The sequence below is a fragment of the Bifidobacterium sp. LH_512 genome, assembly GCF_056356435.1.
This window is the reverse complement of record NZ_JBKEUE010000003.1, coordinates 141,985-155,259: the sequence shown is the minus strand read 5'-3', so window position 1 is coordinate 155,259 and position 13,275 is coordinate 141,985. Positions and strand designations below refer to the sequence as shown.

At 57.6% G+C, this 13,275-nt stretch carries 8 protein-coding genes; 2 read left to right on the top strand and 6 right to left on the bottom strand.

Annotation, left to right across the window (positions count from 1 at the left end):
* Positions 1 to 102 precede the first annotated feature (102 nt).
* The 4 genes from valS to AC1AWD_RS07470 all read right to left on the bottom strand — a co-directional run bounded on the left by valS (position 103) and on the right by AC1AWD_RS07470 (position 6,054).
* The gene (gene valS / locus AC1AWD_RS07485) at positions 103 to 2,829 is read right to left on the bottom strand and encodes a valine--tRNA ligase (protein WP_476565210.1); all 2,727 of its coding nucleotides are present in this window, start codon (positions 2,827 to 2,829) and stop codon (positions 103 to 105) included.
* A gap of 147 nt (positions 2,830 to 2,976) precedes the next feature.
* A complete protein-coding gene (locus AC1AWD_RS07480; RefSeq protein WP_476565208.1) occupies positions 2,977 to 4,503 on the bottom strand; it encodes an ABC transporter substrate-binding protein in 1,527 nt (508 codons plus the stop codon).
* 161 nt (positions 4,504 to 4,664) lie between these two features.
* On the bottom strand, positions 4,665 to 5,333 hold the full coding sequence (gene nth, locus AC1AWD_RS07475) for an endonuclease III (RefSeq protein WP_476565206.1): 669 nt from the start codon (positions 5,331 to 5,333) through the stop codon (positions 4,665 to 4,667).
* A gap of 1 nt (position 5,334) precedes the next feature.
* Positions 5,335 to 6,054 carry a winged helix-turn-helix transcriptional regulator gene (locus AC1AWD_RS07470; protein ID WP_476565204.1) on the bottom strand — a complete coding sequence of 240 codons (720 nt, stop codon included), beginning with the start codon at positions 6,052 to 6,054 and terminating at the stop codon, positions 5,335 to 5,337.
* 391 nt (positions 6,055 to 6,445) lie between these two features.
* Here AC1AWD_RS07470 and AC1AWD_RS07465 point away from each other — a divergent pair, with 391 nt between their 5' ends.
* Positions 6,446 to 7,216, top strand: coding sequence for a hypothetical protein (locus AC1AWD_RS07465; RefSeq protein WP_476565202.1), 771 nt, complete (start codon positions 6,446 to 6,448; stop codon positions 7,214 to 7,216).
* 209 nt (positions 7,217 to 7,425) lie between these two features.
* Here the strand turns inward: AC1AWD_RS07465 and AC1AWD_RS07460 are convergent, their stop codons facing one another.
* Both AC1AWD_RS07460 and AC1AWD_RS07455 read right to left on the bottom strand, forming a co-directional pair.
* On the bottom strand, positions 7,426 to 7,920 hold the full coding sequence (locus AC1AWD_RS07460; RefSeq protein ID WP_476565200.1) for an inorganic diphosphatase: 495 nt from the start codon (positions 7,918 to 7,920) through the stop codon (positions 7,426 to 7,428).
* 145 nt (positions 7,921 to 8,065) lie between these two features.
* A complete protein-coding gene (locus AC1AWD_RS07455) occupies positions 8,066 to 10,255 on the bottom strand; it encodes an alpha-1,4-glucan--maltose-1-phosphate maltosyltransferase (protein ID WP_476565198.1) in 2,190 nt (729 codons plus the stop codon).
* 401 nt (positions 10,256 to 10,656) lie between these two features.
* On the opposite strand from AC1AWD_RS07455, the gene AC1AWD_RS07450 reads away from it, so the two are divergent.
* Positions 10,657 to 13,035: a peptidase gene (locus tag AC1AWD_RS07450; protein WP_476565196.1), complete on the top strand. Its 2,379-nt coding sequence runs from the start codon at positions 10,657 to 10,659 to the stop codon at positions 13,033 to 13,035.
* Positions 13,036 to 13,275: the final 240 nt, after the last annotated feature.

Genomic DNA, 13,275 nt, shown 5'->3' with positions numbered 1-13,275 from the left:
GCCAATATGGGGCATGTATGCATTGTGGCCGTCGCCCCATGGGGGGCGACGGCCACAATGTCAAGCCATCACCAAACGATCATGCGTTGGAAGCACGCCGGATCAGGCTTTCTTGGCCTTGACCGGCGGCTCGCCCAATTCGCCGGCGAGCACGGTCACTGCGGAGGCGGCGTCGCCGTCCTCGCCTTCGGCGGCCGTACCGAACGCGATCTCACCGGTCACACGGCCGGCTTCGGCGATATCGTTCAGAGCGGCTTCGATGGAAGCGCGAACATCATCGGCAGCGCCCAGCGTCACCGAGAGGATCGGGGTCTTCATAGAAACCTTCGCCTTGGATTTGATACCGCGCAGTGCAGCCAGCGCCTCTCCGGCATGGGCCAGCAGATCGGCGGAGGCGTCGCCGGCGGCTTCGGCGTACACATCGGCGACCGGCCATACGGCGCGGTGTACGGAGCCTTCGCCCTCATGCATCCAAGACCACACCTCTTCCGTGGCATACGGCAGGTACGGGGCCAGCAGGCGCACGAAAGCATCCAGTCCCAGGCCCAGCGTGGTGCGGGCGGACTTGACGGCCGTTTCGCTCGGCAGCTTGCCGGTGGCGTCGGCGGTGCCGTAAGCGCGGTTCTTCACCAGCTCGATGTAGTCGTCGCAGAACTGCCAGAAGAAGGCTTCGATGGTTTCCAGCGCCTTGGAATGCTCGTAGGCGTTCAGGGCGTCGGTGGCCTCGCGCACGACGGCCGCCATGCGCGCCATGGCGGCGCGGTCGATCGGCTCGGTCACATCGGCCGGATTCCAAGTGGCGACCGCGGAGTCGGCCACATGATGGTTGTCGTCCTCACGGCCGATGGCCAGAGCGAACTTCGTGGCGTTGAGCAGCTTGATCGCCAGACGGCGACCGATCTTCATCTGGCCTTCGTCATAGGTGGCATCCAGGCCCAGACGAGCGGCGGCGGCCCAGTAGCGCACGGCATCGGCACCGAACTTTTCGATCGGCTCGTTCGGCACGACGACGTTGCCCTTGGACTTCGACATCTTCTTGTGGTCCGGGTCGAGAATCCAACCGGACAACGTGGCATGAGCCCATGGCAGGCACTTGTTTTCCAAGTGGGCACGGTCCACGGTGGAGAACAGCCAGGTGCGGATGATGTCTTGTCCCTGCGGGCGCAGGTCCATCGGGAAAGTGGCGTTGAAAATCGCCTTGCTCTCCTCGTCCGGCTCCTCCCAGCGGGTCACGATCTGCGGGGTGAGGGACGAAGTGGCCCACGTGTCCATGATGTCCTGCTCAGCGGTGAAGCCGTTCGGCTGGTCACGTTGGGATTCCTCATAACCGGCCGGCACGTCGATCGTCGGATCGATCGGCAGAATGTCTTCGCTCGGCACGATCGGATGCTCGTAATCCGGCTCACCGGCCTCGTTCAGCGGGTACCACAGCGGGAACGGCACACCGAAGAAACGCTGGCGGGAAATCAGCCAGTCGCCGTTCAGGCCGTTGACCCAATTTTCGTAGCGCACGCGCATGAAGTCGGGGTGGAATTCGAGCTCGCGGCCGCGTTCAATCAGCTGCGCGTTCAACGCGGTGTCGGTGCCGCCGTTCTTCAGGTACCACTGGCGGGAAGTGACGATCTCGAGCGGCTTGTCGCCCTTCTCATAGAAGTTCGTCATACGCTTCGTCGGCGTCGGCTCGCCGTCCATGTCACCGGATTCACGCAGCGCGTCGACGACGGCCTTGCGCGCGGAGAACGTGGTCTTGCCGGCGATTTGCTCGAACATGGCGCGGCCGGATTCGTCCTTGATCCAATCCGGGGTCTCCATGATGATGCGGCCGTTGCGCTGAATGATCGGACGCAGCGGCAGGTTCAGGTCACGCCACCACTGGACATCGGTGACGTCGCCGAACGTACAGCACATGGCGATGCCGGCGCCCTTGTCCATTTCGGCGGCCGTGTGCGCCAGAATCGGCACCTTGACCTTGAACAGCGGAGAGTAGACATACTGACCGAAATATGGCTTGTAACGTTCGTCATCCGGATGCGCGATCAGAGCGCCGCAGGCGGCCAGCAGTTCCGGACGGGTGGTTTCGATGTAGATCGGGGTGCCGTCCTCGAAACGGAATGCGATCTTGTGGTAGAAGCCCGGATATTCGCGGGATTCCAATTCAGCCTGGGCCACAGCGGTCTGGAAGGTGACGTCCCACAGGCCCGGAGCGTCCTTCTGATAGGCTTCGCCGCGGGCGAGATTGCGCAGGAACGCCTTCTGGGCGACGCGACGTGGATGCTCGCCGATGGTGTGATAGGTCTGCGACCAGTCGATGGACAGGCCCAGCTTGCGCCACAGGGCTTCGAACAGCTTCTCGTCCTGTGCGGTGAGCTTCTCGCACAGTTCGATGAAGTTCTGGCGGGAAACCGGCACCTGATCCTTGGCATCGATCTTCTTGCCGTCGGTGCCTTCGAACGGCGGCACAAAATCCGGATCATACTTCAGGGAAGTGTCCACGCGCACGCCGTAATAGTTCTGCACACGGCGCTCGGTCGGCAGGCCGTTATCGTCCCAACCCATCGGATAGAACACGTCGAAGCCCTGCATACGCTTGAAACGGGCGATGACATCGGTGTGGGTGTAGGAGAACACGTGGCCCACATGCAGGGAGCCGGAAACGGTCGGCGGCGGAGTATCGATGGAATAGACGGCCTTGCGGTCGCGGCTGCCCTGGAACTTATATACGCCGTTTTCGTCCCAGACGCCACGCCACTTGTCTTCGAGACCGTCCACGCCCACCTTGTCCGGCAGTGGGGTGAGGTTCGCAGTGATGGTGTGTTGGCTTTCAGTCATGTTTCCCAAGTCTAGAAGCCATTTGTGACAACACTGCAGCGTGACCGCAGTGCGCCAAGCCGGCCAGAGGCGAGTCGGAACCAAAACGAATCCGGGCCGGAATCGTTTTGGAGCCAAACCGGAAGCAAGCCTTGTCTCAACACCACATCACTGCACCGTCAAATCCGCCAACGGCAGCCATTCGCCTGTCATATTCGTCGGGTATCCCGCTAAACCATTCGACGTAATCACATAATCCTTGCGTGTATACAGCCAATCCGCGGCGGCGTTGTCGCTGACGATGCGCGCATATGCGCGAAGATTTTTCTTGTAATCATCATCATTGGTCGACGCCATCACCGTATCCCATGCCTGCTGTGCGTCGCCGTTTTCAAAATGGAATACGGACTGCGCATTTGAAAAAACTTCGGCGTCGCCCTGCTCATTCATCGTCATCAAAGCAATCGCATACGTTCCTTCTTGAAGACGCGTCTGCAATGTGGCGTCATCCAATGTTTCCATCGAAACGTCAAATCCAAGCGCCTGCAATTGCTCAAGAATTTCCTGTCCTAACTGGGCATATTCCGTCGGCACAAGAAATGTGAACGCTTCAAAATAGGAGGGCGCAAAAAAACCGCGCATCGACTTCGCCTGCGCCAAATCATAAGGAAACAGGCCTGTCAGATCCTCATATCCGTCTTCCAGCGGGCTTATTGGGCCGCCCAGCGCCTCATATGAATCGTCCGCAATGGATTTGAGCGCGCTCGCATTCACCGCATACCGCACCATTTTGCGTACTTGCTCGTCGGAAAACGGCGAATCAGCCGACATGTTGTAGCCCAGCAGCACTTTTTCGAAGCCGGTTCCCGATGAAATCGCCGTGTTCGGAATTTCCGCGACTTCACTGATTGCGGATGAGGTATCCGGCAGCGCCATTTGAATATCGCCATGTTTGAAGGCGGCTACCAGTGCGGCATCGTCGCTGTAATAATGCAGTAGGATTTGCGATAGCGCGGCTTTGCCCGACCAGTAATCATCGTTGCGCTGCAGTGTGATTGTGCCGTCCGACATATCGGTGACGACGAATGGGCCGGTGCCGACGCTGGATGTGGCGTAGTCGATGTTGGATTGTTCGTCGTATATGATGCCGGCGCGTCCGCTTAATGCGCGCAGCAAACGCGGATCGGTATGCGACAGTGTGATTTCGACGGTGTCATCGCTTGGATTCTTGACGCTTTTAAGATTGGTGAAAGCGTTGGCGCAGACGAAACCATGCTGGACCGCTTGTTGGATTGACCAGACCACGTCGGATGACGACATGGTATGCCCGTTGGAAAAACGCACGCCGCTGCGCAAGGTGAACGTGTAGGTGAGACCATCGTCGGAAATGTTCCAGGATTTCGCCAATCCGGGTCGTAATTCGTTCGACTGGTTGCGCGTGATCAGCGTTTCGTACACGTTGCCCAACAGGACGCGTTGGACGGCGATGCCGTCGTCGGTGCGAATATCCAAGGATTGTGGCGCGTCGGTAAGACCGACCGTTACCGTGTGATCTGATTGGATGACGTCGATATGCGGCAAAATGCTGCGATGATTGAGCAGTGCGAAGCCCGCCCATATGATCGTCCCCAACGCTGCGGCGGTCACGATGAAAATCAGCCATCGCTTCACGGCGTCAACGATGTCTTTCTTCATGCTTTGAAGTCTAGCGGTAATATTGCGCAGCGGCGGAAAGCACGCCGTCTGCATGGCCGCGTGCCGGAATCGGTGATTGATTGTGACGATGTGATTGGGTGATTGCACGATGTCGACGATTTGGCTTGTGCGAAGTATCGGATCGGTGATGTGAATGTTCGCTACGCAACGACTTCCGCACTGGGACAGGTATCACGCAGCGGGCATTGCGCACAGTCAGGACGCCTTGCACGGCATGTGGCACGCCCGTGCAGAATCAGCCGATGAGACAGATCCGTCCATTCTTCAGGCGGGAAACAGGCGGTGATTTCGCGCTCAATCGCAACCGGATCAGGGGAGGGGCTGCGCCAGTCCGAACGCCAACGAAGACGGCCCGTCACACGGATCACATGCGTGTCAACAGGGAATCCCGGCACGTCAAACGCATTGCCCAACACCACATTCGCGGTTTTACGCCCCACTCCCGGCAGTGTTATCAGATCTTCCATCGTGCGCGGTACGACGCCGTCGAAACGAGTGTCCAATTCATGCGAGAGGGCGATGATATTGCGTGCTTTCGCATGGAAGAACCCCAGCGTGCGAATCAGCTCTTCAACATGTTCCGGATTCGCCGCAGCCAAATCATGCGGTTTGGGATACGCCTCGAACAAGGCCGGCGTCACCGTGTTGACACGCTTGTCCGTGGTCTGCGCGCTTAGTACGGTCGCTACCAATAATTGGAACGGATTCGTGAAATTCAACGCGCACTGCGGGTTCGGAATCACTTCGCACAACACCGCATATTCGTCATGCATGCGCTGCAAGCGCGCTGTCTTCGATTCGCGCGGCATGCTATTCGGCGTCCCCTTCACCGTCTTCCGGCGGATCGAAGCGGTAGCCGACGTTGCGTACCGTGCCGATTACATGTTCGTATTCGCTGCCCAACTTGGCGCGCAGACGACGGATATGCACGTCAACCGTGCGAGTGCCGCCATAGTAATCGTAACCCCACACTTCCTGCAACAATTGTGCTCGCGTGAACACGCGACCCGGATGCTGTACCAGGTATTTGAGCAGTTCGAATTCCTTATACGCCAAATCAATCGGGTGACCGCGTAGACTGGCGGTGTAGCCGTTCGTGTCAACAATAAGATCGCCGGAACGAATCAGGCCGTCCTCATCGCCGTCCGTCGTATCGGCGCTGTTGGAGTTGCTCGAAGTGTAATCGCCGTGTTCACAGGCCAGTCGCAGGCGGCTTTCCACTTCGGCCGGGGATGCGGAGGAGACCACCATATCGGCGATGCCCCACTGCGCGTTCACCGCAGCGAATCCGCCCTCGGTCAAAATCAGAATAATCGGTGTCGCAAGTCCCGTCGCATGAATCAGATTGCACAATGTTTTCGCCGTGGCTAAATCATCGCGGGCATCAAGGAACAGAATCGTGCTTTCCGGCATTTTCACCAAGCTTGCAGCATCCATCGGCAACACGCGTACACGATGAGACAACAAGGCGAGGGAAGGCAGTACGGTGGCGGGGTCGCTGGCGAACGTCATAAGCGTAAGATCCGTCACGGCATTTCCCTCCAGTTGCTTGTTGAAGCGCATGACAACTGTTTTGGCTGCAGCGCTGGTCGAGGCCAAACAGCTGCGGGCGTCGCCACAGTCAGTAGGCCGCGTCTGTAATGCAGTCGCAATCATACGCCGGTAACGATTGTAGACGCATGTTGTGGACACGTGTGGTTACATTATTCATGGATAAGATGTATTCAAATCGCGATGACCGCAATGTGAACGACGACGCGATTTGCTGCGTGATTTGCCCTGCGGATTGTCGTGCTGGTCACGGTGTGAATTGCATTGCCATGCGTACTGCGATTCGCTGCGTGGCCAGCCTCGTGATGCGCTGTGCGAATTGTGGTACGAGCTGCAATATGGATTGCAATGTGAACGGAGGGAGCTGCATATGAGCACGAAGAAGAATTCGGACGGTATGTTCGGCGTGCAGGTCGGGGCGTATGCGGCGCTGATCATCGCTTCGATTATTTCCATGGTGTGCGCGCCGGATGCAGCCGCCGCTCAGGCAGGTGGCGGCGTTTTCTATATGTCGGCCGTTCCTGCGGCTGTGGTCGGTGTCGTGCTGCTGGCATTATGGCTTGCCCGTGACTTTTCGCCCCTGCGCGACGGCGGTGCGGGACATGTGATTTCCGGTATTCTTGGCGTGCTGTCCGGATCATGTGCGGTGACGGCGCTGCTGAACGGCATCGTGAATCCCGTCAAGGCCACTGGCGCCGAAGGCGTGGAGACTTCGGATTTCCATCAGACGGAAACATGGCTGGCTGGCGTCGGCATATTGCTGATTGCGTTGATTGTTGTGGCTTTCGGTCGTCAGATGGCGCGCGAGGAGCGTTCACATCTGATTCGTTCCCTGTCGCACAACGTGCTTGACGGCGTGTGCGCGATCAGCGTATTCGGATGGTGTTTTCTGCCGGGATTGCTGCAGGTGATTGTCGGTACGCAGCAGTTGCATGATCCGGGCCTCAATTGGGTGGCCCCGGTATTGCTTGCCGTAATCGTGTTGGTGGCGGCGCTGCTGGCAGTGGCTTCGTATTGGTGGCATAAAGAAATGGATCCGCCGTCGGAAGCACGCCATGCATGGGTCGGCGTGGCGCTTGCCCCGGTGATGCTAAGCGGTGCCGCAGTGGCGTTGGCGGCGCTGATCATCGCAGTGTTGTGACGTGCGGAGATGTGTTGCGATTACTTGTGATACTGCAATGATCGCGATGCACGATTGCTCGTTGTGACATGATTATTGCAGTCGAACAATAATGGGCTGGCCTTCCGCGCGGAAGACCAGCCCATTGCAATATCGCAATATAACGCGCACAGGAAATCAATTGCCGATTTCAATCAGATTGAAATCGTATTGTGAAATCAGCGTTGAAATCAAGCTTCGGAAGCGGCGAGGCGCTCGCGAGCTTCGACGATTTCCTTTTCGGCGGCTTCGGCGCCGGTCCAGTAATCGCCCGGCAGAACTTCCTTGCCCGGTTCCAGAGCCTTGTACTGCTCGAAGAAGTGCTTGATTTCGGCCTTATGGTATTCGGAAACGTCGTCGATGTCCTTGATGTCGTCGAAGCGAACATCGGCCGGTACGCACAGCACCTTGTCGTCTCCGCCGGCTTCGTCGACCATGTGATATAGGCCGACAGCGCGGCATTCAACCACACAGCCCGGGAACACGGAGTTCGGAATCATGATCAGGGCGTCGAGCGGATCGCCGTCCTCACCCAGGGTGCCCTCGATGTAGCCGTAATCATCCGGGTAGCCCATGGAGGTGAACAGGGTACGGTCCAGGAAGACGCGGCCGGTCTCATGATCCACTTCGTACTTGTTCTTGGAGCCGCGGGGGATCTCCACCACGACGTTGAAGGTTTCTGCCATTGCATTCTCCTTTGGAATTCGACAGTTGGTTGTACTGGTGTACTCATAGAACACAATACCGCGCCCGACGGCACATTGGCACGTCGGGCGCGGCATTGATTGGCGTTTTGCTGGATGTCGGCTGTTATCAGGTATCAGTCTTGTCTCAGCCTTCCACGGTCAGAATGTGTGCCACATCCGCCCATGGCGCGAGCGAAACGAAGTTATCCCAACCCCATTCGAACTCGCGGCCGGTCAGTTCGTCGCGCACATGCACGGCGCGGTCGGTCGGCAGGCCATAGTCCTCCAATTCCAGATGAACCGTGGATTGGTGTGCGTTGTAGCCGTCAAGATTGACGACGACGATTACCGTATCGGTCTGGCCTGTGCCGGTGTATTCGGCCGGCGTCTGACGAATGAACGCGAGAATGTTCGGATCCGAGGTGGGCAGGATATGCAGGTTGTGGTAGCTCCTGCATGCCGGATGCTTGCGACGAATCTCGTTCAATGCGCCCAGCAGTTCGCTGATGCCGTACTTGTTGGCCTCATCCCAATCGCGCACCTTGATTTCGTACTTTTCGTTGTCGATTTGCTCTTCGAAGCCGGGGCGCTGGCGGTTTTCGATCAGTTCGTAGCCGTTGTAGATGCCCCAGCTTGGGCTGCCCATGGCGGCGAGCACGGCGCGGATCGCATGGCCTGCGATGCCGTTGTCGCGCGTGTAGGCGGTCAGAATATCCGGCGTGGTGGGCCAGAAGGTGTTGTGCTGGTAGAAGCCGCCCAAACCGTTGGTTTCCGGCAGGAACTCCGCCAGTTCTTCCTTGGTGTTGCGCCACGGGAAGTAGCAATGGGACTGTGTGAATCCGGCGTAGCTCAGTGCGCGCACCATACCCGGGCGAGTGAACGCCTCGGCGAGGAACAGCACTTCCGGATGCTTCTTCGTGACTGCGGCGATGACATCCTGCCAGAAGCGAACCGGCTTGGTGTGCGGATTGTCGACGCGGAAAATGGTGACGCCAGCATCAATCCACAGGTTCATGATGCGTACGACTTCCTTTTCGATACCAGCCATGTCGGCGTTGAAATCGATCGGGTAAATGTCCTGATACTTCTTCGGCGGATTCTCCGCAAACGCGATTGTTCCGTCCGGCTTGGTGCGGAACCAGTTCGGATGCTGCTTGACCCACGGATGGTCCGGCGAGCACTGCAGCGCGAAATCAAGGGCGATTTCCAAGCCCAGTTCGTGGGCGCGGGTGCAGAACGCCTTGAAATCATCCATGGTGCCCAGCAACGGGTCGACGGTGTCGTGGCCACCTAATTCGGAGCCGATGCCAAACGGGGAACCGGGATCGTTCGGGCCTGCGACCAGTGAATTGTTACGGCCCTTGCGGTTGGTCACGCCAATCGGGAAAATCGGCGGCAGATAGACGATGTCGAAACCTTCTTCGGCTGCGCGCTCAAGGCCTGTGACCGAGGTCTGCAGCGTGCCCTGGACGATATTACCGCTGTCGTCGACATAGGCGCCTTCGGAGCGAGGGAAGAACTGATACCATGCGGCGAAGCTGGACTTCGGACGTTCCACGCGCAGGCGCTGCGGGTTACTGGCGGAAATGCCGTCGCGCAGCGGGTTGGACTCATGCAGGGCCGCGATAATCGGATTGTCGGCTTCAGCCAGCCGCGCTTCGGCTGGGCGTTCCTTGTCATCCATACGGTCGGCGGCCTGTTGCAGATGCTTGCGGTCGCGGGCGGTAAGCTTCGCATCTTTGGTTTCTGCCCAGCGACGCAGCAGTTGTGCGCCGGATTCAAGTGAGTTCTCTACGTCGTCGTTCACCTGCACTTTGATACGTGCGTCGTGCAGCCAGGAAGTGTAGGTGTCTTCCCACCCTTCGACGATGAAGCTCCATTCCCCAAGCTGCTTCTTGACATTGGTGTAGTCGTCGTCCCATGGTTTCAGGTCGCTGTGTTCGCCAGCTTGAACGGTGGCGACCCAACGGTCGAGGCCCGGATTGACGCAATGCATGGGCACGCGTGCCATTTCGCGGCTGCGTGGATTGCGCAGCACCACGGTGGCGCCGACTTTGGTACGGCCTTCGATGAATACCTGTGCGGTAACGTCGAAAGCTTCGCCGATTTCGACGCGGGCCGGATAGATTCCGTTTTCGATGGATGGCGTGACATCCAGCACGTTGATGCGACCGAACTGGTCGGGGGTGGAACGTTCAAGGATGGGGGCGGCAGGCTCGCCGACAGTCATTTCGACTGCGGCCTTCGCCTTCGTCGTGCGTTTGGCCGCCGGCTTGCGCGTGGCGGTGGAGGAAGCGTCTTTACGTGAGCGTGTTGTCGCTTGTGTTTCTGCCATAGTGCCGATTATAGAGACGGAGACAGCAAAAGTGTCTTAAATTTTTGAGCTATTTTTGAGCGCTTGAAAATGTTGATTTGAAGCCGAATATCGGGATTTCGACGTTGTTTTTTATGTGATTGCGCGCTGTATTGCGGCGTTGACGTGATTTGTAAAACGGTGATGTCAGTCGATTGATTGTGCGAATTGACTGCTGCCACATGTGCGTGCTCGTGGACGGATGTGGATGACTGAAAAGATCTGCGTCAGGTTGTGCATAATTTGGCAAAAAGTTATCCACAACACGCCGCCGGCGGTCTCTCTTCGTCCACAGCACCCAAAAACCACCCGATGAAATGACGTTTTCTGACAGTCTCGAAGCATCGTGGCAATGCGGCTGCGATACCAAGGAAAGGAAGATCATGGAAACGAAAAGACGTCATGCCGTCGGGTTCATCATCAGTATGCTGGCGACGTGTGTGGTGCTGGCCATGACGCTGCTTGCCGCAGGGCCAACGGCAATGGCTGCAGCGGAACAGCTGGAGAAAGCCCCGGCGGGCACGCATAGGCCTTATACCCATAACGGAAGCGACCTCGATATCGGCGTTACGGCGAAAGATAGTGAGGGTCGTTATTACTATTGTCGCGAAATCAACAAGTTCACGGATTATTGGGCCGGTACGGCGACCAAAATGACGGACGATGCCACTGCCCGTGCCGTAGGTTGGATGATCGAGCAGTATAAGGATTCAACGGATTTTTATGTGCACACAGCCATCGCCGTGATCGTGCATGACGAATATGACATAGATCCTGATATTTGGGACCAGGTTCGTGTGACCGTTATGTCGGAATTCCCCGAAGTGGCGGCAAAAGTGGAAGAGCTTTGGTCTGAGGCTAAACGCAATACACCGGCCAAGGCGGTGGTGGAACACTCATATGCCGACGGTCAGAGAAGCGGTGCGGTGACAGTACAGATTCTCAACATGAACAATGAGCCTCTGGCCGGCGTCCCCTATACCGTGACTTTAGGCGGTTCCGCGCAGTTCGATGATGGCGGGACAACGTTAAGCGGTTCCAGCGTCGTAGGAAAAGACGAGTTGGCGTGGACCGCCACCGGCGATGGAGATGTGTCGGTGGGCGTCCAATACATTGTTGAAAGTCTGGACAGTATCGAAAGCCAGCAGACCCTTGTGCGCAGCGGTGGGAAAATCCAAGCGAATGAAGCGGGCGGAACATTTGAAGTCACGAAAACCTTCAAGCCGACAATCAGCACTCAAGTAGCCGAACAAACAGTGAATAGGGGAGAAACGATACAGGATGTCGTGACTTCTGGAATCGCTGACGAAGGTGAAGGCGAGTGGCCTGAAGGTGTTGCGTTGACTGCCACCGGCTGGTATTTCGACCGCATTGCGCCCGAGGGGCTGACTGGTCCTGTTGCCGCGCAAGCCGGAGAGACGGCGCAGGCTTTTATCGCGCGCCTTGCAAGCTTGGGCTATACGCCTTCTGCATATGGGTCGGTGCAATTCGATGGTCCGAATCAGAGTCGCACGGCAGATGCCGTCAGTGAATCCGGCAATCCCTACTATTCGGTTGGCGACGCGCAATTCGGCACCTGGGTGTGGGCGTTCGAAGTCGACGAACAGAGCAGTGAAGCCGCTGAATACCTGGCTGAAGACTATGTCAGTGCATTCCTTGATGTGAATGAGGTTAATTCCAACCGCGAAATCGTTTCCGTCGAATCGGATGCGAGCGAATTCTCCGCATTGGTCGGATCCGAACTCAGAGACACGATTACGGTATCCGGGTTTCCTGACGATCACGGAGAGTATCCAGGAAACCAGCTGTACGGGTTCGAAGCGGATAATCAGTGCGCTCAAGTCACTGTGTGGTGGACTGGAGATAAGGACAATCCGCAGAACAATGGGCAGTATTATCCCGCGCACGCTGAAGAGCCTCAGGAAGATGAACATCACGAAATCATTGGAACTTGGGATTATCCCGCCAAAAACGGTGAATATCGTATCGGAGGCGAAGAACCGGACGCTCATGGCAATCCGGTGAATATCATTGCGGATGTTCCCGGCTGGTATGTGTTCGTGTGGAAGTTCACGGGAGACTCCCGCGTCGCTCCCACATCCAGCGCATACAACGACGGTTGGGAGCGTGTATTCGTTACGGAAGTCGAAGACAATCCCGAGACGCCTGCGAAAACGCCGATGATCGTTACCGAGGTCAGCGATCAGAGCGTGCTGGTCGGAGAGGAATTCCATGACACGGCCACGGTGATTGGAGAAGTCCCGGAAGGCTCATACGTGACCTTCAGCGCCTATGAGCCGGTACCGGAAGGCGCCGAGCCGGGCAGCGGAGAGAAATTGCTGGACGATGAGCGCGTCGCATTGGACTCCACGCTTGCCGCGCAGCGGGTAGTCAGCTCGAATATCGCTGCATCGCAAGCAGGATACGTGTACTGGCAGGCCTCAGTGTGGGATGCGGAAGGCAACATGTTGGCTACGCATGAGATCGGTGAGAAGCTCGAAACGGTTTTGGTCGAGGAGCCCCAAGAGCCTCAGGACCCGTCTGTCGATCCTCCGGACGAACCCGAACCGACATCGGAAATACCGGATGATCCGGCCGATCCGCTAGAAGAGCCTGAAATCCCCGAAGAGCCTGAGGTGGTGAACGAGCGGATACTTGCCTACACCGGCAGCGATATCAGTTTGATGGTGGCCATTGGGGTGACGGCATTGCTTATTGCCGCTTTGGCGGTGTACGCCATTCGGCGTCAATCCGATTCGTAATGCATGCATTCAACGAATATGTTGAATGTACGCGTCGCTGATGGCAGAGTTCGGCTGGCTCGCCCACCCCTGTGGCGCGTCGGAAAACAAAGAAGCTAGGAATCACCGATTCCTAGCTTCCTATCTGGTAGCGGGGCATGGATTTGAACCGTGGACCTCTGGCAACATGGTTGGCCAGAGGTCCACGGTTCAAATCCATGACGCCCCATTGTCCGAATTTACCCTGACCGCGTAACGACG

Coding starts and splice junctions, on each gene's coding strand:
- valS (WP_476565210.1), bottom strand. CDS start 2,829: ATGACTGAAAGCCAACACACCATCACTGCGAACCTCACCCCACTGCCG.
- AC1AWD_RS07480 (WP_476565208.1), bottom strand. CDS start 4,503: ATGAAGAAAGACATCGTTGACGCCGTGAAGCGATGGCTGATTTTCATC.
- nth (WP_476565206.1), bottom strand. CDS start 5,333: ATGCCGCGCGAATCGAAGACAGCGCGCTTGCAGCGCATGCATGACGAA.
- AC1AWD_RS07465 (WP_476565202.1), top strand. CDS start 6,446: ATGAGCACGAAGAAGAATTCGGACGGTATGTTCGGCGTGCAGGTCGGG.
- AC1AWD_RS07460 (WP_476565200.1), bottom strand. CDS start 7,920: ATGGCAGAAACCTTCAACGTCGTGGTGGAGATCCCCCGCGGCTCCAAG.
- AC1AWD_RS07455 (WP_476565198.1), bottom strand. CDS start 10,255: ATGGCAGAAACACAAGCGACAACACGCTCACGTAAAGACGCTTCCTCC.
- AC1AWD_RS07450 (WP_476565196.1), top strand. CDS start 10,657: ATGGAAACGAAAAGACGTCATGCCGTCGGGTTCATCATCAGTATGCTG.